Origin of the sequence: Luteimonas flava, from assembly GCF_036584485.1 — a bacterium.
Lineage (GTDB): Bacteria > Pseudomonadota > Gammaproteobacteria > Xanthomonadales > Xanthomonadaceae > Luteimonas > Luteimonas flava.
The window spans coordinates 892,872-917,983 of the sequence record NZ_JAZHBM010000003.1; the positions used below are offsets into that span (position 1 = coordinate 892,872).

Annotated in this window: 19 protein-coding genes and 2 pseudogenes; 5 read left to right on the plus strand and 16 right to left on the minus strand. The window is 62.4% G+C overall.

Annotated elements, in window-relative coordinates; genetic code table 11:
- Nucleotides 1–12 precede the first annotated feature (12 nt).
- Nucleotides 13–1,284, minus strand: coding sequence for a type II secretion system F family protein (locus V3391_RS16495; RefSeq protein WP_332079515.1), 1,272 nt, complete (start codon nucleotides 1,282–1,284; stop codon nucleotides 13–15).
- Nucleotides 1,285–1,466: 182 nt separating this feature from the next.
- Entirely contained in the window at nucleotides 1,467–3,191 is a 1,725-nt protein-coding gene (gene pilB / locus V3391_RS16500) for a type IV-A pilus assembly ATPase PilB (protein ID WP_332079516.1), read from the minus strand.
- A 140-nt stretch (nucleotides 3,192–3,331) separates the two neighbouring features.
- On the opposite strand from pilB, the gene V3391_RS16505 reads away from it, so the two are divergent.
- Together V3391_RS16505 and V3391_RS16510 are read left to right on the plus strand one after the other, a co-directional pair.
- Entirely contained in the window at nucleotides 3,332–4,180 is an 849-nt protein-coding gene (locus tag V3391_RS16505) for a glycosyltransferase family 2 protein (protein WP_332079517.1), read from the plus strand.
- A 6-nt stretch (nucleotides 4,181–4,186) separates the two neighbouring features.
- Complete coding sequence (locus tag V3391_RS16510) at nucleotides 4,187–5,338, plus strand: DegT/DnrJ/EryC1/StrS family aminotransferase (protein ID WP_332079518.1); 1,152 nt, start codon at nucleotides 4,187–4,189, stop codon at nucleotides 5,336–5,338.
- On the opposite strand, the gene V3391_RS16515 is transcribed toward V3391_RS16510, so the two are convergent.
- From V3391_RS16515 to V3391_RS16530, 4 genes are read right to left on the minus strand one after another with little or no spacing between them, the layout of a single operon-like run.
- A complete protein-coding gene (locus V3391_RS16515) occupies nucleotides 5,335–6,360 on the minus strand; it encodes a leucine-rich repeat domain-containing protein (protein ID WP_332079519.1) in 1,026 nt (341 codons plus the stop codon). The genes V3391_RS16510 and V3391_RS16515 overlap by 4 nt on opposite strands.
- Nucleotides 6,353–6,790: a flavodoxin family protein gene (locus V3391_RS16520; protein ID WP_332079520.1), complete on the minus strand. Its 438-nt coding sequence runs from the start codon at nucleotides 6,788–6,790 to the stop codon at nucleotides 6,353–6,355. The genes V3391_RS16515 and V3391_RS16520 overlap by 8 nt, the downstream gene beginning before the upstream one ends.
- A gap of 3 nt (nucleotides 6,791–6,793) precedes the next feature.
- Nucleotides 6,794–7,510, minus strand: a complete 717-nt coding sequence (locus tag V3391_RS16525) for a class I SAM-dependent methyltransferase (protein WP_332079521.1) — start codon at nucleotides 7,508–7,510, stop codon at nucleotides 6,794–6,796.
- Complete coding sequence (locus V3391_RS16530; RefSeq protein WP_332079522.1) at nucleotides 7,482–8,204, minus strand: WbqC family protein; 723 nt, start codon at nucleotides 8,202–8,204, stop codon at nucleotides 7,482–7,484. The genes V3391_RS16525 and V3391_RS16530 overlap by 29 nt, the downstream gene beginning before the upstream one ends.
- Before the next feature lie 379 nt (nucleotides 8,205–8,583).
- Between V3391_RS16530 and V3391_RS16535 the strand changes: the two genes are divergently transcribed.
- Genes V3391_RS16535 through V3391_RS16545 form a run of 3 tightly spaced genes read left to right on the plus strand, consistent with a single transcriptional unit; the run spans nucleotide 8,584 to nucleotide 11,788 of the window.
- Nucleotides 8,584–10,056, plus strand: a complete 1,473-nt coding sequence (locus tag V3391_RS16535) for a lipopolysaccharide biosynthesis protein (protein WP_332079523.1) — start codon at nucleotides 8,584–8,586, stop codon at nucleotides 10,054–10,056.
- A complete protein-coding gene (locus tag V3391_RS16540; protein ID WP_332079524.1) occupies nucleotides 10,053–11,000 on the plus strand; it encodes a glycosyltransferase in 948 nt (315 codons plus the stop codon). Before V3391_RS16535 ends, V3391_RS16540 begins: the two co-directional genes overlap by 4 nt.
- An 11-nt stretch (nucleotides 11,001–11,011) precedes the next feature.
- A complete protein-coding gene (locus V3391_RS16545; RefSeq protein WP_332079525.1) occupies nucleotides 11,012–11,788 on the plus strand; it encodes a class I SAM-dependent methyltransferase in 777 nt (258 codons plus the stop codon).
- Between the two features lie 9 nt (nucleotides 11,789–11,797).
- Here the strand turns inward: V3391_RS16545 and V3391_RS16550 are convergent, their stop codons facing one another.
- From V3391_RS16550 to V3391_RS16590, 10 genes and pseudogenes are all read right to left on the minus strand, one after another.
- Complete coding sequence (locus V3391_RS16550; protein WP_332079526.1) at nucleotides 11,798–12,847, minus strand: glycosyltransferase family 2 protein; 1,050 nt, start codon at nucleotides 12,845–12,847, stop codon at nucleotides 11,798–11,800.
- Nucleotides 12,848–12,851: 4 nt separating this feature from the next.
- Nucleotides 12,852–14,039 carry a glycosyltransferase family 4 protein gene (locus V3391_RS16555; RefSeq protein ID WP_332079527.1) on the minus strand — a complete coding sequence of 396 codons (1,188 nt, stop codon included), beginning with the start codon at nucleotides 14,037–14,039 and terminating at the stop codon, nucleotides 12,852–12,854.
- A gap of 151 nt (nucleotides 14,040–14,190) precedes the next feature.
- A complete protein-coding gene (locus V3391_RS16560) occupies nucleotides 14,191–14,610 on the minus strand; it encodes a pilin (protein WP_332079528.1) in 420 nt (139 codons plus the stop codon).
- Nucleotides 14,611–14,784: 174 nt separating this feature from the next.
- Complete coding sequence (locus tag V3391_RS16565) at nucleotides 14,785–16,755, minus strand: hypothetical protein (RefSeq protein ID WP_332079529.1); 1,971 nt, start codon at nucleotides 16,753–16,755, stop codon at nucleotides 14,785–14,787.
- Nucleotides 16,752–18,665, minus strand: coding sequence for a hypothetical protein (locus V3391_RS16570; protein ID WP_332079530.1), 1,914 nt, complete (start codon nucleotides 18,663–18,665; stop codon nucleotides 16,752–16,754). The genes V3391_RS16565 and V3391_RS16570 overlap by 4 nt, the downstream gene beginning before the upstream one ends.
- An 82-nt stretch (nucleotides 18,666–18,747) precedes the next feature.
- Complete coding sequence (locus tag V3391_RS16575) at nucleotides 18,748–19,182, minus strand: pilin (protein WP_332079531.1); 435 nt, start codon at nucleotides 19,180–19,182, stop codon at nucleotides 18,748–18,750.
- 164 nt (nucleotides 19,183–19,346) lie between these two features.
- Nucleotides 19,347–21,158: a tetratricopeptide repeat protein gene (locus V3391_RS16580; protein ID WP_332079532.1), complete on the minus strand. Its 1,812-nt coding sequence runs from the start codon at nucleotides 21,156–21,158 to the stop codon at nucleotides 19,347–19,349.
- A gap of 288 nt (nucleotides 21,159–21,446) precedes the next feature.
- Nucleotides 21,447–21,605 (minus strand): annotated as a pseudogene (locus V3391_RS17845) (helix-turn-helix domain-containing protein); the annotation flags it as partial.
- Between the two features lie 122 nt (nucleotides 21,606–21,727).
- Nucleotides 21,728–22,877: pseudogene (locus tag V3391_RS16585) on the minus strand (sigma-54-dependent transcriptional regulator); the annotation flags it as partial.
- A gap of 502 nt (nucleotides 22,878–23,379) precedes the next feature.
- The gene (locus V3391_RS16590; protein ID WP_332079534.1) at nucleotides 23,380–24,996 is read right to left on the minus strand and encodes a sensor histidine kinase; all 1,617 of its coding nucleotides are present in this window, start codon (nucleotides 24,994–24,996) and stop codon (nucleotides 23,380–23,382) included.
- Nucleotides 24,997–25,112: the final 116 nt, after the last annotated feature.

Here is a 25,112-nt window from a genome sequence, read left to right on the forward strand (position 1 = left end):
TCACTGCACACATCAGACCACTGCTGCCAACTTGAAGATCGGGAGGTACATGCCGATGACCATGCCGCCGACGAGCCCGCCAATGAAGACCATGATCATCGGTTCCAGGAGGCTGCTGAGTGCATCGACCGCGTTGTTCACTTCTTCCTCGTAGAACTCGGCGACCTTGAACAACATGGTGTCGAGCGCGCCGGCTTCCTCACCGATTGCCGTCATCTGCACCACCATGTGCGGAAACAGGTTGACCTGTTTCATGGCCATATTGACCTGGTAACCAACGGATACGTCGTCGCGCATGCGAAGCACGGCCTTTTCGTAGACCGTATTGCCCGTAGCGCCCGCGACGATCTCGAGCGCCTCGACCAGGGGCACACCCGCCTTGAACGTCGTGGCGAGCGTGCGCGCGAAGCGAGCAATCGCCGCATTGTGCAGCAGCTGCCCGATCACCGGAATCTTGAGCAGAAGACGATCGATCCCGTGCTGCAGCGGGACGGAACGCTTGTAGAGGAACATGAAGCCGGCGATGCTGCCGGCGAGAGCAAGCAGCACGATCCACCACCAGGCCACCATGAAGCGACTCGCTGACACGATCATCTGGGTGAAAGCAGGCAGTTCGGCGCCGAAGTCCTTGAATACCGATTCGAACTGCGGGACCACGAAGATCAGAAGAATCGCACTGACGATGATCGCAACCGCGATCACCGCAATCGGATAGAACAGCGCCTTCTTGATCTTTCCCTTCAGTTTCTCGGTGTTTTCTTTGTAAGTCGCGATCGTATCGAGCACTGTTTCGAGTACACCCGCCGACTCGCCAGCACGCACCAGATTCTGATAGAGCTCGTCGAACTGCACCGGATGTTTCGCCAGCGCCTCATTGATCGATGAGCCGCCCTCGATGTCGATGCGCATCGTGTTCAGCAGCTTCGCCATGCGCGGATTCTTGTTGCCGTTGCCGACAATTTCCAGAGCCTGCACCACTGGCACGCCAGACTTGATCATCGTCGCGAACTGTCGACTGAAGACCGAGATGTCCTTGGCCGAGATCTTCTTGCCGGCCGCACCAAACAGAGGCTTGGACTTCGCCTTGATGACGCCGGGCTGGATGCCCTGACGCCGTAGCTCGGCCCGCAGCATGTTGACGTTCTTGGACTGCTGCTCGCCTTTCATCTTGACACCGCGCTTGTCGGTGCCCTCCCAGATGAAGGTGTCCAGTTCCACGCCCAGCCGGACGGGTTGCGCCGGTTTGGCGACGGTCTTGCGGGCTGCAGTTCGACTGATGGACATCCGGGTGTTCCCCCAAGGGCCGGCCTTCCCCAGCCGGACTACGGCCGCATGTTAGCCGGTTGCCAGAAAAAGTGTCGGTCGGGACTTAGAAATGAGGCGCGGGTCAGGATTGAGAGCGACCAGGCTGGGAGTGCGGTTCTGGGGGGGGGGGCATGCATCATGCGTGCCACGACCGCAGGTGATCAGTCCTTCGTCACCCGGTTGATCTCCGCCAGACTCGTCAGGCCCTGTCGCGCCTTCTCGAGCGCCGATTTCCGGAGGTCGTTGACACCAGCGCGTTCCGCGACCTCGGCGATCTGCAGCGCATTGCCGCCCTGAAGGATGATCTCCTGGATCTGCTCGCTCATCGGCATGACCTGATACACACCGACTCGTCCCTTGTATCCATTGGTGCATTCCTCGCAGCCCACCGCCTCGTAGAGTTCGATGCCGGCCCGGACATGGTCTTCCGAATAGCCCTCGGCCAGCAGGGCGTGGTCCGGCAGGTCGACCCGCCGCTTGCATTTGGAGCACAGCCGCCGCGCCAGGCGCTGAGCGATGACCAGCGTCACCGACGAAGTGATGTTGTAAGGCGCGATGCCCATGTTCATCAGACGCGCGATGGTCTGGGGCGCATCGTTGGTGTGCAGGGTGGACAGCACCATATGACCGGTCTGCGCAGCCTTGATCGCGATCTCGGCCGTTTCCAGGTCGCGGATTTCGCCGACCATGATGATGTCCGGGTCCTGTCGCAGAAACGAGCGCAGCGCCGCCGCGAAGGTCATGCCGCGCTTGTTGTTCTGCTGGACCTGATTCACGCCCGGCAGGCGGATTTCCACCGGATCCTCGGCCGTCGAGATGTTGCGGGTCTCGTCGTTGAGGATACCCAGCGCGGTGTACAGGGATACGGTCTTGCCCGAGCCGGTCGGGCCGGTCACCAGCACCATGCCGTAGGGCTTGTGGATGGCGTCGAGAAACAGCTTCTGCTGGTCCGGCTCGTAGCCCAGCTTGTCGATACCCAGCTTGGCGGCGCTGGCATCGAGGATGCGCAGCACCACCTTTTCGCCGAACAGTGTCGGCAGGGTGCTGACGCGAAAGTCGATCTGTTTGGTCTTGGACAGATTCAGCTTGATGCGGCCGTCCTGTGGAATCCGCTTCTCGGCGATGTCCAGCTGCGCCATGACTTTCAAGCGCGCGGTGATTCGGCCGTTGAGCTTGACCGGCATCTTGGCGACCTGCTTCAGGATGCCGTCGATGCGCAAACGCACCCGGTAATCGGTCTCGTAAGGCTCGAAGTGGATGTCGGAGGCGCCGCGCTTGATCGCGTCCACCAGCACCTTGTTGACGAATTTGACGATCGGCGTGTCGTCCTTGCCGTCGACGACATTGTCCATCTTGCTGGGGTCGTCATCGCCCCCGGTGTCCAAGGCATCAAGACCGTCGGCGCCGTCCAGCTCCTCGCCGAAGCTGTCGGAGGACTGCAGCCAGATCTCCAGGGTTCTCCGGATACTCTCTTCGTCGACCAGAATCGGTTCGACCGTCAGGTTGGTGTGGAACTTGATCTCGTCGAGCGCCGGCGTATTCGTAGGGTCGGAGATGCCGACGAACAAGCGGGCACCGCGCTTGAACAGCGGCAGCACCATGTGCTTCTGCAGCAGTTCCTCGTTGACCAGCTTGACCGCTGTGGACTGCGAGTCCACGGCCGAGACGTCGAGGATCGGCATGCCGAACTCCACCGACTGTGCGGCCGCCATCTGGGCTGCGCTGACCAGCTTGTGCTCGCGCAGATACGTGGCGATCTGCTTGCGAGTCGCGGTGGCCTTCTCAAGCGCTTCTCGGGCAGAGGTCTCATCCAGGGCGCCATCGAGAACAAGCCGCCTCGCGATGCCGGTGATGCCGACCAGATTGGGCGTGGTGACTGCGTTCATGGTCTTGTTTCCCGAGTGCCTGCGCGCAACTTTACTGCAAGGCAGGCCGGATGGAGGGCGTTTCCATCATCCCGCGGCGAGGTCCGCTTTCCGGCCCGGCGAACGCGCGGTACCCTCGCGCTGGGACTTGGGGAGCGTGCATGCGGATATCGGTCGTACTGCCAGCAAAGAACGAAGCCGATGGTCTTCGGCGGACGCTGCCGGCGTTGATCACGCTGTTTCCGGAGGCGGAGGTGATCGTGTCGGACGACGGCTCCACCGATGCCACTGCTGCGGTCGCGCGGGAAGCAGGGGTGCGCGTGGTGAGCGCCCCATATTCGATGGGCAACGGCGCTGCCATCAAGCGGGGCGCGCGGGCAGCCACGGGCGAGGTGATCGTTTTTATGGACGCTGACGGCCAGCACGATCCGGCGCACATCGCCGCGCTGCTCGCACCGCTGGGTGCCGGTTTCGACATGGTAGTGGGCGCGCGCGACGCCTCTGGCCAGGCAAATCGGGGCCGTGGCCTGGCGAACGACTTCTACAACCGGCTCGCCAGTTGGATGACCGGGCATCGCATCGCCGATCTCACTTCTGGCTTTCGCGCGGTACGCGCCTCGAAGTTCCGCGAGTTCCTGCACTTGTTGCCCAACGGGTTTTCATATCCCACGACTTCGACGATGGCGTTCTTCCGCAGTGCCTATCCGGTGGCCTACGTGCCGATCCCGGTGGCGCAGCGCATTGGTACCAGCCACATCCGGCCAATGCGCGATGGCATCCGATTTCTGCTGATCATCTTCAAGATCGCAACCCTGTACTCACCCTTGAAACTGTTTTTGCCAACTACGTTGGTGTTTTTTGGGGCGGGGCTCGGTTACTACGCCTACACGTTTTCCACCATGGGGCGCTTTACCAACATGAGTACGCTGCTCTTCAGTGCGAGCGTCATCATTTTCCTGATCGGTCTCATCAGCGAACAGATCACCAATCTGACCTATCGCCGTGACTGATCTCGCATGAAGAGGATCAGAAATCAGCAAGATCTGGCCTTGTACGGAGCGCCGCCGGCATTCGCTGAGCCTCTCCACGTCGGACGTCCGAACATCGGCGATCGAGAAGGGTTCCTGCGCCGGGCGGCAACGATCCTCGACAATCAGTGGCTGACCAACAACGGTCCCATGGTGCAGGATTTCGAACAGCGCATTGCCACGCATCTCGGCGTCAAACACTGCATCGCGATGTGCAACGGCACCATCGCCTTGGAGATTGCCATCCGTGCACTGGGGCTGGAAGGCGAGGTCATCGTGCCATCGTGGACCTTCGTGGCCACTGCCCACGCACTGTATTGGCAGGGGATTACCCCCGTATTCGCCGACATCGACCCGGCCACTCACAACCTCGATCCAGCTGCAGTCCGCCGGATGATCACTCCGCGCACCAGCGGAATCATCGGCGTGCACCTGTGGGGACGGGCGGCCCCGGTGGACGAACTGCAGGTCATTGCCGACGAGCATGGCCTCAAGCTGATGTTCGACGCGGCGCATGCGTTCGGCAGCACCTACAGGGGGCAGAGCGTGGGCAGCTTCGGTGCGTGCGAGGTCTTCAGCTTCCATGCCACCAAGGCTTTCAACACAATGGAAGGCGGCGCCGTCACGACCAACGACGACGAGCTGGCAGAAGCCATGCGGCTGATGCGCAACTTCGGCTTCAAGGGGTATGACAACGTCATTCACCCGGGCACCAACGGAAAGATGATCGAGGTCTGTGCTGCGATGGGGCTGGCCAACCTGGAGGGTTTCGATGCAGTGCTCGATGCCAACCGGCGTAATCATGCTGGCTACAAGGCTGCACTGGGTGTGATCGGAGGCATCACCCTGCTCGACTATGACCCCGGCGAACGCAACAGCCATCACTACATCGTGCTGGAAGTGGATGCCAGCTTTGCCGTCAGCCGGGACGCCATAATTGACGTCCTTCATGCGGAAAACATCCTTGCACGCAAGTATTTCTGGCCTGGCTGTCACGGCATGCAGCCCTATCGTGGACTGTTCCCGCAGGCAGCGTCTGCCTTGCCTCATACCTGCGTGCTCGGGGAGAAAATCATCGTCCTCCCCAACGCGGCCGAGGCGATCATCACAACCGGCGATGTTCTGCGGGCCTTGGGTTAGTCAGGGGAAGAAGCTGTGTCGGCAGGAATGACAGTTCCCGCATCAAGGCTCGCACCAAAGGGGCGTTCCAGCAAAGTCTCCACTCGTGGCGGCTTGCGAGCGTCCTGTGTGCCGGGATTGTCAAAGAAAGCAAACCATTCCAGCGCAGGAAGTTTCTGCACGGCTTCAGGCATTTGCTGGAATGCATTCTTGGCGAGGTTGAGCTTGCGTAGTCTGGAAAGCTGGGCGAACGATGCAGGAAGCTGCCGCAGATTGTTCTGGTAGAGCGTCATCTGCTCAAGATTGCGTAAATCGCCGATTTTTTCGGGCAAGGACTGGATCCTGTTCTTGTACAACCGTGTTGCTACCAGTTCGCCCAGCTCGCAGAAACTGTCCGGAAGCGAGGCCACCTTGGTCAGGATCAGGCTGAAGTACTTCAGCTTGCGCAACTTGCTGATCGCATCAGGCAGCACCCGCATTGGGCTGAAGCCGAAGCTCACGGTGGAGAGGTCTCGGCACTCGAACAACTCGGGGGGCATCTCCTTCAGCCCGGAAAGATACAGATGCATCACTTCCAGCGACCGCAGTCGGCTCAAGCCCTCGGGTAACGCGCGCAGCAACAGCTTGTGCAAATGCAAACTGCGCATTCGCTCCAGATCGAACAGGCGTGCGTCGAGCGCCTCGATCGGATTGCTCCCGAGAAACAGGTTTTCCAGTGAGCGGTTGTGGAGCACGAACTGGGGAACAACCCGCAGTGCGCAGCTACCCAAGTTGAGATGGCGCAAGTGCCACAGACCCATCAGGTCATCTGGCAGGTCACCCAACCTGTTCTTGCGCAGGTTCAAATGTTCCAATCCCTGCAGCTTGGCGATCATTCGGAGGATTTCGCGCTTCTCCGTAGCGGTGTGATTGCGTATCACCCCCGCCAAGGGATGGTCGGGGTCATGAAGGCTGAGCGATACGCATACATCACCTTGGAACCGGCAATCGAATTCCGAACCGACCCGTCGGCGCAGTGCTCGCACGACATCATGGTCATTCATCGATCACCCCGGAAGGCCGCACAAGCAGGTCGGCCCAAGCGTCGATCATTGCCCAGTCGCTGATCGGTACGGCATCCACCGACAGTGGCGGTACCAGTTCACGCAGACCGTGGGCATGCAGCTTCTGCCTAACCATCCTGGCCAGCCCATGACCAAAGTCTTCATAACCGGTGTAAATGCCGATCTCGCAGAAAGCGAAGCTGTTGCCACTCAGTGCAGACCAGTTCCACTCCAGCAGCAGCGACTCGAAATGATCCTCCAGTTCTTCATCACCGTAGGCAGGACACAGCAGGACAACACAGCGGTCATCGGATACAGGCGGCGTCGCCCGCGCAGTTTGCGCATCCACGCATACCGTATCGCCGATCCTCGCTGCGATCCGCTTTGCCACCTTGCGTGTGGTGCCGCCCACCGTCGAAAAGATGATCACAAGTCAGTCCCGCCAGATCAATGCATCCATCCTGTAATTCGAAATACCTTCAGGCTGGTCCTCCACTCGCACAGACAGGCCCCGGGAAATAGCCAACGCTTCGATCTCATCGGTCGTCCACCATCGTCCCAGCCCGTCATTGGTGCTGTCTCCCGCCTGCAGGTTTTCCTGGTAACGGCGTTTGCGCTCAGGCGTGTCGTAAAAGTTCCATTTAAGCGCACTGCTGGGAATTCCGGTCAGCAGAAAGCGGAATGCTCTTCCATCCAGCGCGTCACACACATTGTCCACAATCACCGCCAAGGTGCCGGGCTCGAAGTAAGCCAGTGCATCGTTCATCAGCAGCTTGTCGGGCAGTCCGTCAGTTTCACCAACCAATTCTGAGAGCGGCAGGGTGACGTCGGCTACCCGGTAGCTGATGTTGGAGCGTGATTTGAAGGCTTGCGCCCCGCTGATCAGATGTCGCGCGAAGTCCACGCCGGTGACTTGCTTGGCAACCGCCGCCAGCTCGAAACTGATCAAGCCATTGCCACAGCACAGATCGAGGACATGGTCATTCTGCCCGAGCTGCAGTGAATCCACGATCCGCTGCACCATGTGCTGGAACATCACGCGCGATATCGGCTGCCGCGCCACCGTCTTGCCCACTTGGATAAACAGGTCAGCCTCGGACAACGCATGATCATTGCGATAGCTATCCCAGAATTTCTGCCACTTGCTCATCGATAACAGCCTTACCCATCAGTCGTCGTGCGGACAGACGATCATTGAACATCAGGAGATCCAGCGCCGATAGACCAGGCTGGAACGGACGATTGAACTGACTGTAGGGCCGTAAAGCGGGTTGCACGAACCGCAAGGTAACCCCGGATGTCGCGAACTTCTCAGCCGCGTACAGCCCCGTTCCGCCTGGCAAGTTGTGATATTCCTCAGCGCCCTCGCGCAAACAGATGTCAAGCACACGGTCGGCGCCCGTCAGATATTCATTGCCATAGCGCTCTGTGGACACCACGAACTCTGTTTGCAGACCGATATAACGGGCCACTGCGATCACACTGCTACGGGCAAGCGCTGACAACGATGTATCACTGGAATGAATCACGTCGGCCAACATGGCATAGGCCTGTTCGAAATAAGGCGCTTTGCGGTAGGCGTCGCTGACGGATGCCAACAGCTTGCGCCTCCAGAAGTGGTCTGGCGCCACATGCAGCTGGTTGATCTTTCGATGTGCGCTGGCTGCCTGCAGGTGCACGGTGAACCATCGCACCCCGCCGGACATGTAGAGCCGGTTCCGATTGATCCAGCCGCCCTTGATGTAGTTGACATCGTCGTAGAACACAAAACGATCGACAGAGGCAACCAGTTGAAAATAGCCGGCGTATGGAAACAGGTAGGGCTGCATGATCGCCAGTTTCATCGCCGTGCCGGTCCGTAAGGTGGGGGAGCGCAGTCAGTCGTGAGCCCCCGCAATGGACCGAAGGCGGTCGGGATTGCCTCCTCGGGGTGTAAGACCAGACAACTTTCCACCAACAGCAAGGTGTCCGGCAAGTTCGGCTGTCTGGCCGAGCTTGGCTGACGGAGGCCCGAGGTGCCGCAGTGAGGTCGCCAACCGCTTCCAACAGGCAGTTCGGAAACAAGCATGTCGATGATCTAGGTAGGCGCGCGTTCAAGGCGGCTTGGGTATCGATCTTCTCGGCGGCGCTTCATGTCATCATCCATAAGTCGCTTCTGGCGAGCGCCGACCGCCTCCTCCAACTCCAGACTGCTCATCGGCCGTGCAAAAAGCAGATGTCCCGGTGTTGACCCGTCGTGCCACGCATGCCACTTGGTGGAGTGGGGCGGAGATCGCTACCCGGTACGGATTGCAACTGGTGGTCACCGTTGTTCTAGCTCGTCTGCTGCAACCGGAAGACTTCGGTCTGATGGCGATGGTAATGGTGTTCACAAGCTTTTCCGTGCTGCTGATCGAGAGCGGGCTAGGCAGCGCTCTAGTGCAGCGACAGACGACGTCCCCAGATGAGGAATCCAGCGTCTTTGTTGTGAACCTCGGACTGGGCTGCATGCTGACGGTTCTGCTTTGGCTGTGTGCCCCGGCCATCGCCCATTTCTACCGCCAGCCGGCGTTGCTCTCCCTTGTGCAGCTGATGGTGTGGGTGCTGCCCTTGAGCGCGCTGGCCACCGTCCCGGCAGCGGTCCTGACGCAGCGGCTGGACTTCCGTAGCCGCATGCTTGCCGAGTTGTTTGCTTCAGGATGCGGTGCTGGTCTGGCCCTCCTGCTGGCGTGGCATGGTCAGGGTGTCTCGAGTCTGGCTTGGCAGATCATTGCCGCTGCCGGCGTGCGCATGTTGCTGCTGTGGTATTTGTCGGGTTGGCGGCCCCGTGGGCGATTCGATGCACCCGCACTTGTCCAGCTTCTCCGCTTCGGCGGACCTCTGTTGCTGGCCAATCTCCTCAATGTGGCTTCGACGCGCTTGCAATCGCTGTTGATAGGCCGGCTATTCGATGCGCGCACGCTTGGCTTCTACGCTATCGCACAGGACACCCAGCAAGCGCCAGCGCAGTTCCTGGGCTCGCTGTTGAACCGGGTCGGGCTGCCCATGTTCTCCATCGTCGCGAATCAGCCGGAAAAGCTCGCCGGCGCACTTCGCCTGTCCCTGCGCCTGTCCGTCTTTGTATTCACCCCCTGCATGATGGGCATCGCGGTCATTGCCACACCTTTGATCAGGCTGCTCTATGGCGACAATTGGGCGCCGGCTGGTCCATTGCTCAGCTTGTTGGCGCTATCAGCAGTGTTCTGGCCACTCCACGTGTTGAACCTGGCCGCTGTCAGCGCTATCGGAAAAGCGGATCTGGTTCTGCGCCTGGAAATCGTCAAGACACTTGTCACGATCCCGCTGGTGATGGTCGCAGCTTTTATTGGAGTGACCGCAGTGGCAGGAGCGGTGTTCATTTCCAGTCTGTTGTGTGTGGTAATCAACACATGGCATTCACAGCGTCTATTCGGATACGGCCTGCGCGCCCAGTTGCGTGATGCGCTGCCCACCGTGGTGTTGGCCCTGATGAGCACCGGAGTCGCCGCCTTGGGTCTGCGTAGCTCTATTGCGGCCAGCGCCAGCATGCCCACAGCCATCTTTGTTGCCGCATTTTCTGCCGCATGTACCTACGTGATCGGAGCCGCAAGTAGTCGTCTTCAGGCTTGGCGAGACCTTCTGAGCTTTGTGCGAACACTGTGGAGTCGGAGCCCAGCCGGGCAAGGTGAGCTGAAGTGAGAAAGCCCGTCATCAGCGTCTGCGTGACGACCTACAATCAGCGTGATTACATCGATCTTTGCTTGCGTAGCATTCTGGACCAGCAGGTAGATGCCGAGATGCAGCTGCTGGTGGGGGATGACGCGTCCACGGACGGCACCAGCGAGGTTATCGCGGCTTTGGTCCAAGAATACGGCTCGCGCGTCCAGCACCTGGTGCGCAGTCCGAACCTGGGCGCCTTCGAGAACATGTGCGATCTGATCGGTCGTGCGGAGGGGGACTTCATCGCCCGAGTTGATGGCGACGACTACTGGTTGCCTGGCAAGCTCGCACGGCAGCTGGCCTATCTAAAGTGCCACGCCGGTTGTGTCGCGGTGTTTACCAATGCAGTCACGGTGGACGAAGCCGGCAAGATTCTTGGTCATTTCAATGACCTCGGCGACGTTCAATTGGACCTGGCCGCTCTGGTGCGTAGAGGTAATGTTCTCAACAACAGTTCGGTGCTGTTCCGCAATGGCAATCAATACGCTTGGTTGGAAAGATCCGAGCAAATCGACTATCAGCTGCATCTCGAGTTAGTTCGCAATGGACAGCTTGGTCACATCGCCGAGCCGCTCGCCGTTTATCGGGTTGCTACTCGGGGGTCAATGGTCGCCGCTTCCAATGCCCGCGTGCGCGAGCTCTATTGGCAGGCAATCCAGAGCGTGCCGCGCGATCTGGTGAATGACGCCGACTACGCGCATGGCCTCGCCGACTTCCTGCGCAGGGTTCTTTTCCGCTCCATAGCAACACGGAGTCTGGCACTGCTTCGTACGTGGGTGGCGCGCGTCTATGCCGTCTCTCCTTACGGTCGAGTACGGATGACCACTTTAGTCGCCGCCAACACGCTGCGCATGGCCGGCAAGATGCTGGTCGCGTACATTTCCTTCTCTGGATACGAGAAGAACGTCCTCTACCGGCACTGACAGAGCCGCCAATGGCATTGCAACTTACAAGGATCGTCCCCTATACCCTTGCAGGCTGGATTCCCGGCGGGCGACGTCATTGCGCAGTTTGCGGCCATCGTGTCTGGCGATTCATGCCTTACCGCGATGGCTCGCGCGGTGCTGCGGCACTGATGCACGCGTTGGACGTTGTCGGAAGCGACGTGGACAACTTCGAATGTCCGCGCTGCGGTGCGCACGACCGTGAGCGACATCTCTTGTTGTACCTGCGTGCCAGCGGGATGCTGAAGTGGATGAAGGGCAGGTCGATCCTGCATTTCGCTCCCGAGAAGCGACTGCCGCGCTGGATTCAGGCCGTGGGCCCGGCTGACTACACCGCCTGCGACCTGTATCCGCAGGCATCGCACGTTCGCCGGGTTGACATGCTGGACATGGATATCGAATCAGCTTCAGTCGACATGCTCATCGCCAATCACGTGCTCGAGCATGTCGACGATGTCGACAGGGCGTTGGGCGAGATATTCCGCGTTCTCAAGCCAGGCGGCCACGCGATTCTGCAGACGCCCTACAGCACGAAGCTGCACGCCACGTGGGAGGACACGGGCGTCGACACGCCGCAGGCCCGATTCCAGGCCTATGGCCAAGAGGACCACGTTCGCCTGTTCGGGCGGGACATCGTCAGCCGGTTCGCGAGGTCTGGACTTCGCCCGCGGGTGCAGACCCACGACGCTTTACTTCCCGAATGCGATGTCATCCGCCATGGCGTGAATCCGGCTGAACCGTTTTTCCTGTTCCACAAGGCGTTTTGAACACGCTCCTCAACGCAGGCCGGGTACGCCGTGCCGGATCAGCATCACCAGCTTGCGAGGCAGCAGCACGAAGGGCCGGACATACTCCAGCAAGGTGATCACTCGCCCGCGCTGTACGCGCCAGCGCTCAGCCCGCAGAAACGCACGTTGGCGGAAGGTCTGGATGGCAGCATTGGTGTAGATTTCCCGCCACAGCCGCAGGTCACGCTTCAGCAGCGCCAGGACCGCGCCCTCGGCAAGCAGCAGAATGCCGTGGAGGAGCAGCAGCGGCACCATCGCAAGTCCCGGTGTGCAGATGCACAGCACCGCAGTCTTGTTGCGCTCGCTCAACGCACGTCGTCGGTAGGTGGATCGCAGCTTGCCGTGGTCGACGCGGTTGCCCCCGAAACTGGCGCCTTGACGATGCCGATAGCCGCTGCGCTGTTCCACCCGGACTGGCAGGCCCTGCAGCCGAGCGGTGCAGCACAGGAAGACGTCCTCGGCCAGCGACCCGAATGTTTCCGGGAAGCCTCCCAGGGCCTGCCAAGTGGCGCGCGGCAAAAACAGACACGCACCGACGACCATGGCTACGTCGGAGCGATTCGGGTCGAGATTCGGTACGGGGTTATAGAAAGGATCCAGCAGGCAGCCACGATCCACCAGCGCGCCGCTTTCCCAGTCGAACTGCGGCAGCGACAGGATGCCGGGCGTGGGCATGGCGCGGGCGCTCGCCAGCAACACTTTAATGGCGTCGCGAAACAGCTCGGCGTCATTGTTCAGCAGCAGCACATACTCACCGCGCGCATGGGCAACCATGCGGTTATTCGCGCCGCAGAACCCGATGTTCTGCTCGGATGCCAACAGTTCTACATCTGGATACCGGCATCGGATCCATTCTGCCGAGCCATCCGCGGAGGCATCGTCGTGGATGATGATCTCGATGGTCACCTCGGCGTCCTGCGACAGCACAGACGCGATGCAATCCTCCAGCACACCCACGCCGTTGTAGTTGGCGATGCAGACGGAGACCATCGGTTTCCTGGGCCGCGACGCAGCGGAATGACAATGGACGACGCTCATAGGCTTACCCATTCGCTGATGGGAGGGCGGCCGGCACCGCAGTGCTGTCCGGCATGAGTGCAGCCCATAGATCGCGATGGAAATGCGGCCACGCAAACCGCTCCGCAAAACGTCGCGCAGCGTAATGCTGATCGAGCGCGGGGCGTTGCACCAGGTCGACCACAGCGGAAGCCAAGGCGGGATAGTCGGCTTGCGCGACGAGTCGTCCCGACTCGCCCTCCTGCACAGCATCGACGATTCCACCCACGGCGAAGGCGACCGTTGGCAACCCATGCCCTGCCGCCTCAATGGCGACCATGCCGAAACCCTCCGGATCGCCGGGCACTTCGATTACCGGAAAGACGTGGACGTTGGCGGCCTCGTATGCGCTGGCAAGTTCCAGGTCGCTCACGCCTCCCAGGAACCGGAGATGCGCACCCACTCCAGCGGCATCGGCGGCTGCTTGGATGTCGTCACGGGACTGCATTCCAGGCAACAACGAGTCCTTGGCGGCGTCGCCAATCACCATCAACTGGACGTTGGGTACTTGCCGGACAATGGCCGGAAACGCTTCGCGCACGAACTCGCGCAGGCCCTTGCGCTGAGTCAACCGACCAACTGAGAGCAGCAGCGGCGCATCGCCCACAGCATGTCGCTCGCGAAAAGCACGCAGCGCTCTGTCGGAGAGCGCCACTTCAGGCAGAGCAACCCCCGGGTGCACAACGTGGACGTTGCCGGGGGCGATGCCGATGCCATGGGCCATCACCGCCGTGGGCCGGCTATTGGCGATCACAACATCCATTCGTCGTAGAAACGGATGCCAGAGGGCGCGATACACGGGATGCCGAACCGAGATGTCCAGGCCATGCACGTAAACCGCAGCGCGTCCACCGCACGCACGCGCCGCGAGCCAGGCCGCGGGCGCCGTCAATCCGCTTCCCGCCAGAACAAGTGCTGGCTGATGCTTGCGCGCCAAGCGGAACGCTTGCCAAGCCGAGATCAAAAGAAACCACCACAATGGCCGCAACGGTACCTCCTGCACATCGACGTCGAACGGCTTGTTCTCCGCCGCGCCACGGGGTCCTACGACATGCACCTGGGCACAGCGCGAGAGTCCATCGGCGATGTGCCAGTTCAGGCGCTCCATGCCTCCCACCAGCGGCGGGAGATTGCGGGTAACGTGGAGAATTCGATGCAATGTTGCCTCGGTCATCTTGAAGTTCTACATCCTTAAATCTGTCTCTCCGGAGCGGCGGCAAGGCTGAGCCCGGTATGCGAATGTTGCCCGGAGCTTCGATGCCGCGCGATGCGTGCCTCGAAATTCCTCGCATCGCTCCGAACAAGCAGCCAGGGACAGACGGCGGTCAACGGCAGGCCGACGGAACGTAGTGCTTAGAAAGTCCGGCACAAGTCCAATGAAGACTACCCCCCTCATCGGTCATGGTCATGGAAAGCGTCTGCCCTTGGATGCGTGCACTCGCCCTGTTTCCGAACGTGATCTCGACCTGACCACCCGGCCTGAGTTCGACCGCGGTGACATAGCGACCGGCGATGGAGCCCGGCGCCGAAAGTCCGGCATCCAGATTACCCGCGGGGTAGCCCTGCTGCTCGGCGTGGAAAGTAACCACAGCAATGCGCGCATCTTCTGCAAGCGAGAAGCCTTCGGCGACCTGGCCGCGTACCACGTACTCCTGGTAGGACGGAATCGCGATGGCAGCGAGCAGGGCGATGATTGCAACGACGATCATCAACTCGATCAAGCTGAATCCGCGAGAGCCTTGCATAAGTCGTTTTTCCTCCAAAAGAGCCTCACAGAGCGCCTTCAGATCAGGGGCGAGAGAAGCTGCGCCAGGCTGATGCACTTCAATAGCGATCGCAAACGACGCAAGAAAAGCGCCAGCAGTTCCGGCAAAGCCGGAAATCAGTCGCAGATAAGGGGCTGAGCTGCACCTCGATTGTCAGGGAGCGGACTCATACACCAGTGTTCGGCGCAGAGTCTCCAGTTCCCGGCCCCAATAGTCGTTCCGCTGCATCAGCGAGTCTCGCAGCCGCAAGATGGGAGACGCGGCGGGGGCGATCGGCGTGCCGGCTTCGAGATAAGCGTTCAGCAGCGATAGTCCGGAACCGGGGCCGCAGACCGTTGCCAAGAGTCCTGTGTCGGTCAGCGCGAATTCCGGTCTTGGCTGTATCTCCAGCCGTCTCCGGAATGCAGCCAGGGCCGCGGGACACTCCAGGCGCGAAAGTGCGTCGTGTGCGCGGAGGTTCGACATGCGGCCTTGTTCTTCCGCGCTCGCCGTTGGCTTTGAAATGGCGGCCGCCAGCAGCCTCTTTCGCGTGACGACGTCGAGGCTGCACTCGTCTCCGGGAGGCGTTCGCATGACCTCGAGAAGCCAGTTATAGCTCACGTCGAACAATATGCCTTGCCGCGGCAACAACGCTTCGACCTGTCTTGCTGAAGGCGCTTTCCAGAGAGCGCACCTCGCCTTGAACAGCGAGATCGCGAGCTGGATTTCGGAAGGCAGGCGTGAGGATGCGCGCACAAGGCGCGCCTCTGCGAGATCTGCGCGTCCCGTATCGAGCTCGACGAGCGCGGCAAAGTTCTGGGCGCGGGCCGAGTCAGGCATGGCGGTTGCCCACGCCCTAGACAGCGCACCGGTGTCGCCCCAGAGCCTCGCCTGGGCAAATGTCAGCGCCAGCAGGAGTAGAAGCAGCACGCCCGTTCCGGCGGTGATGTAAAGGCGATAGCGACGCTGCGCGGTGAGATACATAGCGAGCGGCAGGAACAGCAGGATGGCGGGCAGATAGTTGCGATGCTCGAAATACAGCTCTAGCGGAAGTCCGCTGCTCTCCATCAGGTGTCCCGCAAGGAAGAACGCGATGGCGGCAGCGACCGACGGCAGGCGCTTCCGCAGCACGACCATGGCGACGACCGCTGCCGCGAGGGCGAGCAGCGCGGGCAGCGTGGTGTTCGGCGTCCGAAGGTCGCGCGAAACTACGAAGTCGTCCGCGAAGATACCGCGTGCATCTAGGCCGGGCACCCAGAGCGCGGACACGTATTCCGCGAGTGCGCGCGGCTCGGAAAGCAGCCGCTGCGAAGTGGACCACCCGCGCATCGCTTCCACACCTGGCGCGGCAGCAATGGACGCGTAGGTGATGTAACTCACGATCAGCAATGACGGAACCGCCACCAGCAGAAGGATGACGGTGCGGCGATGGCCCTGTGCGCCGGTGGCCGGCGCCGCCCCTAGCAGGGTCCATTGCAGACTGGCGACCAGCAGTGGCAGTAGAAATCCGTTGGCCTTGCTCAAACCTGCGAGCAGACCGGCTACAGGAATCGCGAGAACAGCGAGACACCAGCCGGCACAGCGGCGATCCGCATCGAATGCATTGAGCGCCCCGATCCAGGCCCGCAGGCCGAGTAGGCAGAACAAGGCGGCAAGCATTGCCTGGCGCTGCACCACATAGAGCACGGTGGATGTCCAGAGCGGATGGGAAATCCAGATCGCAGCAGCGATGAAGGCTGTCCAGCGCGCGCGGGACCGGTCACGGGTTGTCCGCTCCAGGAGCGCGCAAAGCATCCAGAACAGCGCCAGCCCGTTGACCGCATGCAGAAAAATGTTGGTTCGTTTGAACGCGTAGGCGTCGGCAGGCCAGTCTCTTGCATCGAGCAGAAAGGACGCCATCGAGACCGGGCGGCCGGTCGGGTCTGCGATTCCGGACGTCAGAAACCAGACCAGCGATTCGACATCTCTGACGCCGCCGTACCGCCCAAGCGCGGGTAGATTGGCGAAATCGTCGAAGAGAAAATCTCCTGCGACACCCGGCCAGTAGGCGACGCACGTCAGCGTTGCTACGACGAGGAAGCACGCTGTCGCCAGATGGCGCCCCAGAGGCAGGGAATGTGGCAAAACCGGCGCGGTCACACTCACTGCGCGCCTTTTCCTTGACGCAGTGCGGCCTCGATCGCGAAGAGCCTTTCCCGCTCGGACGGCGAGTAACGGTGGCGATGGCGTTGGGCGAGCGCAGCTGCTCGCTCCAGCAAATCTGGGGAACGCTCGCCGTTGGCGAACTCCATCTCGATGAGTGACAGCTCAAGCTGCGGATCGTCGTTTCGCAGGTCCACTGCCATCCGCTGCACTGCGATTGCCAAGTTCCGGTCCCGCAATACATTCCAGGCAAAGTTGGCGTACATGGCATGCACCGCAACGTCGGAGGGATTCTTCTCGAGGACTGCAGCGAACAGGTCCAGCAGTGATTGCGCGTGAGGCGCGCAACGTCGTTCGATGGTGCATTGTGTGATGGCGTACAGGGCGCTGGTCTGCGCCGGTCCGATCGGACGCTCGGTCAGCAGCGCACGCATCCTGTTCCAGGTATCAGGCGATACGTCGATACCCGCCTGCGCATCCATGATGATCATCGCCTGCAGCGGAAGGGGCGAGCTGCCGGGGAGCGCCGCTGCGCGTTCGAACTGCCGCCGGGCGAGATGCCAGGTTGGAGATGCGGGGTCGCTGCTGGTCTGAAGGAGACGCTGTCCGAGCGCATACGAGGCGCGCTGCGATTGCGGTGCCCTGTTTTCGAGCGCGAGATCGAGCTCGAACGGGTTGCCCCAGGTCGCAGCCTGTACATAAGACAGAGCCGCCAGCCCCGCCACAGACGCTCCGGCGAGCGTGCGGCGCGCATCCGCGTTGAAATGTCCGCCGAGCCTGCGTGCGATATCCGCGCAGACCAGAAGCGGACCGATCAGGGCGAGGTAGTTGCGGTGTTCGAAGGCGAGCTCCAGCGGGATCACGTTGCTGGTCAGCGCATGGGCGGCGAAGAACCAGCCGATCCCCAGCGCGACGAGGGGGGCTCGCCGCCGGAGGCACCACGCGATCCATGCGGACATCGCGATCACCAACCAGCAGACCAGAGTGGAAAGGGGCGAGATCAATGAGGTGGAAGGTCGGATGTCGTCGTAATAGAAGCGCAGCGTGTCTGGCAGCGGTATCACGATCTGACCGAGATACATGATAAGCACGCGGCCTTGCGTCAACACGCGCTCGTAAGGCGTGAAGTCGCGGCTGGAGATCGCCTGCATCTGTGTCAGGAACGGCCATGCTATCCACAGGTAGCCGACGACACCCGCGATCGCCGTGCCCCAGGCAACTGCGATGAGCGCGCGAGACCGTCCTGCGCCCGGGCCCGCGAAGCGCAGGAGCACGAGTTCGATCAGCAGAATGAAAACGGGCGCGAGCAGCGCCGACTCCTTGAAGCCCAATCCGAACAGCATCGCCAGAATGCAGACGATGAAACGCAGGTTTGCCGGGCGTCCGGCGATCTGCCGCTCCCGGGCAGACACATACGCAAGCAGCGAAAGCAGAATGCCGGTCGCCGCGCCGAGTTCCATGCGCTGCACGACGTACAACACCGTGGATGCCTGCAGAGGATGGATTGTCCAGGCAGCCGCGACGAACAGCGGCACGTAGCTGCTGCGCCGGGTATCCGGCAGGGCGATCCGGAAGAACCGGACGACAAGCGCATAGACGAGCCACGTATTCAAAATGTGGAACGACAGGTTTGTCAGCTTCAAGGCGTAGATCGATTCGCCTGTCGTCACATGATTGAGGCCGAACGAGAACATGGCCAGCGGACGCCCGCCGAGGCCGGCAATGCCGCCAGAAGCCACTTGGACGAGCTGATCTGCGCTGAGCGACGTGATCCGCCACGAGGTGTCGCGCACCAGATTCGGTTCGTCATCGAAGATGAGGCCACCGGAGAGGCCGACGTGGAAGACCAGCACTGCCAGAACCGCAAGGCCGAGCACCGGCAGCAAGCGGCGATAAGAAGGTGATGTGATCATCCGCGCATGTTGCCGGTTCCTTCAGGCAAAAAAAGGGGCCGCAAGGCGGCCCCTTTCTCGAACAGCTGTCGCTGGAAGAAAATTAGCGGCAGGAGCTCGGCAGATACTTCGCGCCGATCGTACCGGTCTTGCAGGTCCAGGCGATGCTACCGCCACGGTCGATCGGGCTCAGGACGAGGCCGGTGCCCGCGTTCTTGATCTTGGTGCTGGTCGCCGTCTGGTTGTAGACGACGTTGATCAAGCCGGACGAAACGGTCGCGCTGGTGACGTACTTGCCCGAGATAGACGCGCCTGCGGCAACGCCGGCTGCCGTGGGATCTGCCGGCCACGCACCGTAGTTCGCGTAGTACTCGGCAATCGCAGTCTTCGGGCCGGCCGACAGGCTCAGGCCTTCCGACACCTGCGAGCGGGCAACGTAGTCCTGGTAGGCCGGCAGCGCGATGGCCGCCAGGATGGCGATGATCGCAACGACGATCATCAGTTCGATCAGGGTAAAGCCCTTCTGCAGCGTCTTCATGGTGTATCCCCTAGGAGTGGAAGATTTCACGTGCCTCGGGCCCGGCGGGTGCCGATCCTTGGACGGCCGTGCAAGAGCACGTGCGGGTTCGTTTACGCAGGATGCGTGCCAACTGTCGTGCCCAAGGAGACGAGGTCGCAAACTCTAGGAAGTGACGCGCAAAGTCACTTGGGGCAGCTAAGGTGACCCACTGCGTCACTCTTCCGAAGGCCTGCTCCGCCCAAGCGCTCGATAGCCAGTTGGCGTTGAGGCGGCGAGGCCTCGTTCAATGCGCACATCCAGGCAACTTCCGCTTCCTGTGGGCGCTTGAGCGCTATCAGCAGATCACCGGCGTGGATGAGGTAATCGGGCTCGGCCGGGCGCAGTCGAAGTGCCTGTGCCGCGGCGGCCAATGCGTCTTCAGTCCGCCCACCGCCTTCGAGCGCCAAACTGAAGTTGTGCCAGACCTCGTGTCGATCCTGACGAAATTCCACTGCCCGTTCGAAAGCCGCAATCGCGAGATCCCACCGTTGCTCTCGAACGGCTAGGTATCCCAACAGTTCATCCACGCCGGGTGTGCCCGGCGGTTGCGCTTGCAGAATCGCGCGGGCTTTGTCTTCTTGTCCGGACTTCAGGTAGCCCCAAGCCAGTCGCGTCCAGTCGCTCGGGAATTCAGGAATCAAGAGGCGGGCCTGCGACAGCGTCCAGGCGCCAAGCAGGCTCGTGATGAGGATGCCAGCCGCGATTGAGCGCCATTGACGTGTCGCAAGGGCTCTCCAGAGCGCATCGACCCAGATCCCCGTGCCGACAACGAACGGTGCGATCACATTGAAGCGGAAGCGGTCTTCGGCGAAGAACACGGCGAGCGTCAGCGCACCCATCGCAAGTGGTGCGAGCAGAATGATTCCGCGCCTGTCACGCCATGTCAGAAGCGCAAGACCGGGAACACCGAGCGCGAAAAGCCAGCCGAATGGCAGGGGAAGCGCGTGCAGCAGGGGAGAGACGATGCGCTCGTCCACATAGTTGCGGGTGTTGGGCACCTCGGGATAGGCGCTCGCCTCCCGGAGCTTGCGAACCGCGTTGCCGACGCTCTGGAGGCGGTGCGACTCGATGTAGGTGGACGCCTGTTCTCGCCAATACGCATCGACAGCCTGAGGCGTCAGGCGGGTGCCTGCTCTGCGCTCAGCCTCGGCACGATAACCGTCCCAGATCTCCCCTGGTGCGGAGTAGCGGCCCACGAAGCTTGGCACGCCGGCACGGCCTTCCGGATTCTCCACATTGTAGATCTGGTGCAGCACGATGCCGCCGTTGTTGGGCATCGGCGAGTACTTTTCGGAAATGGCGGCATTGCGGGCGACCAGTAGAAACAGCGGCATCGCCAAGCCTGCAAGCAGGCAGGCTGCGCCCAGAGAGATGGCCTTGGGCGTATCTCCTTCACGCCATCGGAGCCAGCCGGCGCAAAGCAGTGCGAGCGGCGCCATCAGCAGCAGGTTCGCTCGAAGCGCAACGCCAATTCCACACAGCACACCGAATCCGAGCCAGTTCGCCAGGCGACCGTTCCTACAGAAACTCAGTGCGCCATACATCCACCAGACGACGAATGCCGCCACCCAGGTGGCCTTGAGCAGCGCCATCGTGTAGGCAATGGCTGTTCCGGTAATGGCGTAGACGAAGATCGCGATCAGCCCGGCGCGAGGTCGTCCGAGCAGCGCTGCGATCCTGTACATGCCGTACGCACTCAGGCAGTCGACTGCGATCTGGAGAACGTAGATCGGGAACGCGCCCGCGCCGAGCTTCAGGATCGCGCCGAGCAGGTAGGCGTAGAGAGGATCCATGAAGGCCCATCCGTCCTGCAGGCCGCCCGAGCCGAAGGCTACGTCGTGGGCAAAGCGCCAGTAGAAGTCTTCATCGGCGCCCATCTGCCAGGTCAAGGGGCCGGCAAGCGCGTACTGCATATGCAGCAGGCGCAGCAAAAGCACGCACGCCAGCGCAAGCATCAAGTTCCGACGCCCAACGGGCTGTTCGCTAAACATCGAGTAGTCCCGTCGCCCGGTGGCGGACGGGGAGCGTCGCGGTCTGCGTCGGCCTTGTCAAACCGTTAGGCAGCAGTATGTGAGTGCGTTACGGGCAAGGACCGGCATCTCTCGGTCTCATCCAGCAGCCGGCCGATCGGTGCACGTGCCTCAGACGACACTAAAACATTGAATTCGGTTTGCGCCGTCACCGCAAATTTCGCTATTCCAGCAATAGCGATCCTTCAAGTCGCACAAGCGCAACTGGCGCACTCAATCGATCCCGAGCTTCTTCAGCTTGTACCGCAGCGCCCGGAACGTGATGCCCAGCGCCGCCGCCGTCTTGGTCTTGTTGTAACGGTTTTCCTGCAGGGCCTGCTGGATCGCGGCGCGCTCGATGTCTTCGATGAAGGAAGGCAAGGCAGTGCCGGCGGTCTCGTAGGGGCTGACGGTGCGCGGGTCGCGAGGCTGGCCGTGATTCTGCGGAAGTGCCTGGTGGACGCCGGTGGCGTACGGCGAGGCGGGCTGGGGTTGCGCGGCCTGCTGGGTGTTCCGGGCAGCCGGGAGGTGCAGGTCGGCGGCGGTGATCTGGTCGTCGTCGGCCATTGCCAGGGCGCGTTCGAGGATGTTTTCCAGTTCGCGGACGTTGCCGGCGAACCCGTAGGTTTCGAGTGCGGCGACGGCGTCCGGCGCCAGCGTCGGCGCTGAGCGGTGCATGGCCTGGGCAAGGCGGCGCAGGATGGCGTCCGACAGCAGCGGCAGGTCGCCGGTGCGCTCGCGGAGCGCGGGGACGTTCAGGCCGATGACGTTGATGCGGTAGTAGAGGTCGTGGCGGAAACGGCCGTCGTTGACCAGTTGCGACAGGTCCTTGTGCGTGGCCGAGAGGATGCGCACGTCGACCTGGATCTCGGCGGCGGCGCCGACCGGGCGGATCGACTTTTCCTGGATCGCACGCAGCAGCTTGACCTGCATCGGCAGCGGCAACTCGGCGATCTCGTCGAGGAACAGGGTGCCGCCGTCGGCAGCCTGGAACAGGCCGGGCTTGTCGCTGTGCGCGCCGGTGAAGCTGCCCTTCTTGTGGCCGAAGAACTCGCTTTCCATCAGTTCGGTCGGAATGGCGCCGCAGTTGACCGGCACGAACGGGCCGTTGGCGCGCGCGCCCTGGGCGTGGATGGTGCGGGCGACCAGCTCCTTGCCCGTACCCGATTCGCCCTGGATGAAGACCGGCGCCTGGCTGCGGGCGACCTTGGCGATCGTGTTGCGCAGCGTGACCATCGCGTCGGAGGTGCCGAGCAGGCGGCTGCTCTGTTCTTCGGTGGTGCGCTTGGCGCGTTCACCCAGTTCCAGCGCCTGGCGGACGAGGCCACGCAGCACGTGGATGTCGACCGGCTTGCTGACGAAATCGAACGCGCCGACCTTCAATGCTTCGACCGCGGCCTCGACGTTCCCGTAGGCCGTGATCATGGCGACCGGCATGCCGGGGTAGCGGGTACTGATCTCGCTGACGAGCTCGAGGCCCGAGCCGTCCGGCAGGCGCATGTCGGTCAGGCAGAGATCGTAGGCCGCCGAGGCCAGCAGTTCGCGGGCGGCGGCGAGGGTGGGCGCGGTTTCGGTGCGCAGCCCCATCCGGCTCAGCGTGAGCACCAGCAGTTCACGAATATCGTGTTCGTCGTCGACGATCAGGACGCTGCGAGTTTCGCTCATCGATTCGCCACACAAACGGAACTGAGGTGTGACGCATAGTGACAGATTCTGTCAAAAGTGACGAGGGTCACACTGGTGACGCGCGTCACGATGGTGGAGGGATGGGGTGCAGGTATTCGGGTGGGGATTCGGGTGTTCGGAGAGCCCCCAGCGGAGCAGGCTGAGGTCTCATAACTGTGGGGCGTGCTCGCTAGATGCAACGGATCGGGCCGAGAGGCCGTCACCCCAGTGCAGGCTGGGGTCCACCCTGATTTCGCGCGTGGCGTTGGACGCCCCGGGTCACGATTACAGAAGCGTTTCTCGATTAAAAAGAATGAGGTGAAAGGCGAGGCTGCCGCCCGGGCAAGGCGCCGCGTTTCTCTTTGGTCGCGGCGAAAATGGATCCCAGCGTGCGCTGGGATGACGAACGGGAGAGGTGCCCTCTACAGCGGCAGTAAATCGAAACGGTCACCGTGGCGGCGATGATTCCGTTGCCGCGGGGGGGGGGGCGGGATGCCGTGGACTAGTTCCGCAACAATGTCTGCCGCGCCGCCAGCGTGACGCGGAAACAGGCACCGCCACCGGGGACCGCGACGTACTCGAGGTGCGCTTCGTTCGCCCGGCACAGCTCGTGGGCGATGTAGAGGCCCAGGCCCGTGCCGCTTTCCGACGTGGTGAAGAACGGGCGGAAGAGCTGGGCGGATACGGCGTCCGGGATGCCGGGGCCGCGGTCGAGGACGCTCAGCGTCGGGCACTCGCCGGCCTGCTCGAGGCGCAGGGTGATCCGCGCCGGTTCGCCGGGCATGCGGCCATAACGGACGGCGTTGTTGACCAGTGCGGTCAGGACCTGCTGCAGGTGGCGCGGGTCGAAGATCGCGCGCAGCGTGGGCTGGTCGCAGCTGACCTTCAGTTCGGCGTTCTCCTCGCTGACGATCATCCGGTAGTCCTGCACGAACGCATGCGCGGCGGCGACCAGATCGACGTGTTCGGGTCGTGCCCGCTCGCGACGGGCGAGGCCGAGCACGCTTTCGACGATACCGTTCGTGCGCACGCACTGCTGGTGGATGATCTGCAGCAGGCGGCGATCGGCCTCGCCGATCTGGTTCGACTCTTCCATCAGCTGGGTGGCGTAGCTGATCGCGGCCAGCGGATTGCGGATTTCGTGCGCGAGGCTCGCGGAGAAGCGGCCCATCGTGGCAAGGGTCAGCGATTCGGCGCGTCGGGAGACCAGTGAGGTGTCGTCGAGAAAGACGAGCGTGCTGTCGCTCTCGGCCAGCAGGCGCACGAAGCGGGGCATCACGTCGGTGTGTTCGCGCAGGGTCAACGGGGCGCTGTCGACGCTGCCGCTGCGCAGCCACTCGGCCAGGCGCATCGCCAGCGGCGGGGCGAGCTGTCCGAGGGTACGGCCGTGCAGGCCGTCCTCGCCGGGCGTTTCGGTGTCGCCGATCAGCAGAGTCGCCGCTTCGTTGGTCAGGCGGATGTGTCCGGTGCCGTCGACCAGCAGCACGCCGGTCTGCATGCGGCGGATGATCAGCTCGTTGATCTCGGCCAGGTTCGCGGCCTCGGCGCCGCGGCGGTCGGCCAGGGCCTGCGAATCGCGGACCTGCTTGCCCAGCTGCCGGGTCATCGAGGCGGCGGCGAAGAAGCCCAGCCCGAACATCAGCATTTCGGCGAAGGGGCGATCGAACGTGCCGGTGCCGAACAGGCCGACCAGGCGTTCGATCAGCAGCGCCAGCGAGGCGCCGGCGGCGATCAGGATGCTGGTGCGCAGGGTCACGAACAGCGAGGCGGCGCCGATGTTGAACAGCAGCAGCATCGCGATGCCCGGTGCCACCTCGGGGATCGCATGGGTGATCAGCGTGGCGACCACGATGTCGACGACCACGCCCACGACCGCATGGCTCGGGAAGTCGGCCATGGCGCGCCGGGCGTGCAGCAGCAGGCCGACCGAGGCCACCAGATAGCCGATGCCGACCGAAATCGCGACCGGCGTATCGATCACGTCGCCGAGCGTCGCGCCCCAGGGGCTGAACACAAGCAGCGCCAGCAGGGCGGCTTCCAGCACCCGGTACAGCGCGAAGAGCGAGAGCTCGCGCTGCAGCAGCGACGGGGACAGCGTGGAGGCTGCAAGCAGGGGCACGGGCGCGTTCCATCGAAGCCGGACGGCCGAGTATAGGCGGGCGCCCGGGGCGGCCGGGTGGGGTGGTTTTGCCCGCCGCCGCCGCATGGGCGAGAATAGCGGACCCCGTCGGCCCG

Excerpts from the sequence above, each read along its gene's own strand:
- V3391_RS16515 (WP_332079519.1), bottom strand. The coding sequence starts at position 6,360 with ATGAATGACCATGATGTCGTGCGAGCACTGCGCCGACGGGTCGGTTCG.
- V3391_RS16570 (WP_332079530.1), bottom strand. The coding sequence starts at position 18,665 with ATGATCACATCACCTTCTTATCGCCGCTTGCTGCCGGTGCTCGGCCTT.
- V3391_RS16580 (WP_332079532.1), bottom strand. The coding sequence starts at position 21,158 with ATGCTTGCGCTGGCGTGCGTGCTTTTGCTGCGCCTGCTGCATATGCAG.
- V3391_RS16505 (WP_332079517.1), top strand. The coding sequence starts at position 3,332 with ATGCGGATATCGGTCGTACTGCCAGCAAAGAACGAAGCCGATGGTCTT.
- V3391_RS16545 (WP_332079525.1), top strand. The coding sequence starts at position 11,012 with ATGGCATTGCAACTTACAAGGATCGTCCCCTATACCCTTGCAGGCTGG.
- V3391_RS16550 (WP_332079526.1), bottom strand. The coding sequence starts at position 12,847 with ATGAGCGTCGTCCATTGTCATTCCGCTGCGTCGCGGCCCAGGAAACCG.
- V3391_RS16575 (WP_332079531.1), bottom strand. The coding sequence starts at position 19,182 with ATGAAGACGCTGCAGAAGGGCTTTACCCTGATCGAACTGATGATCGTC.
- pilB (WP_332079516.1), bottom strand. The coding sequence starts at position 3,191 with ATGAACGCAGTCACCACGCCCAATCTGGTCGGCATCACCGGCATCGCG.
- V3391_RS16560 (WP_332079528.1), bottom strand. The coding sequence starts at position 14,610 with ATGCAAGGCTCTCGCGGATTCAGCTTGATCGAGTTGATGATCGTCGTT.
- V3391_RS16495 (WP_332079515.1), bottom strand. The coding sequence starts at position 1,284 with ATGTCCATCAGTCGAACTGCAGCCCGCAAGACCGTCGCCAAACCGGCG.
- V3391_RS16510 (WP_332079518.1), top strand. The coding sequence starts at position 4,187 with ATGAAGAGGATCAGAAATCAGCAAGATCTGGCCTTGTACGGAGCGCCG.
- V3391_RS16555 (WP_332079527.1), bottom strand. The coding sequence starts at position 14,039 with ATGACCGAGGCAACATTGCATCGAATTCTCCACGTTACCCGCAATCTC.
- V3391_RS16530 (WP_332079522.1), bottom strand. The coding sequence starts at position 8,204 with ATGAAACTGGCGATCATGCAGCCCTACCTGTTTCCATACGCCGGCTAT.
- V3391_RS16525 (WP_332079521.1), bottom strand. The coding sequence starts at position 7,510 with ATGAGCAAGTGGCAGAAATTCTGGGATAGCTATCGCAATGATCATGCG.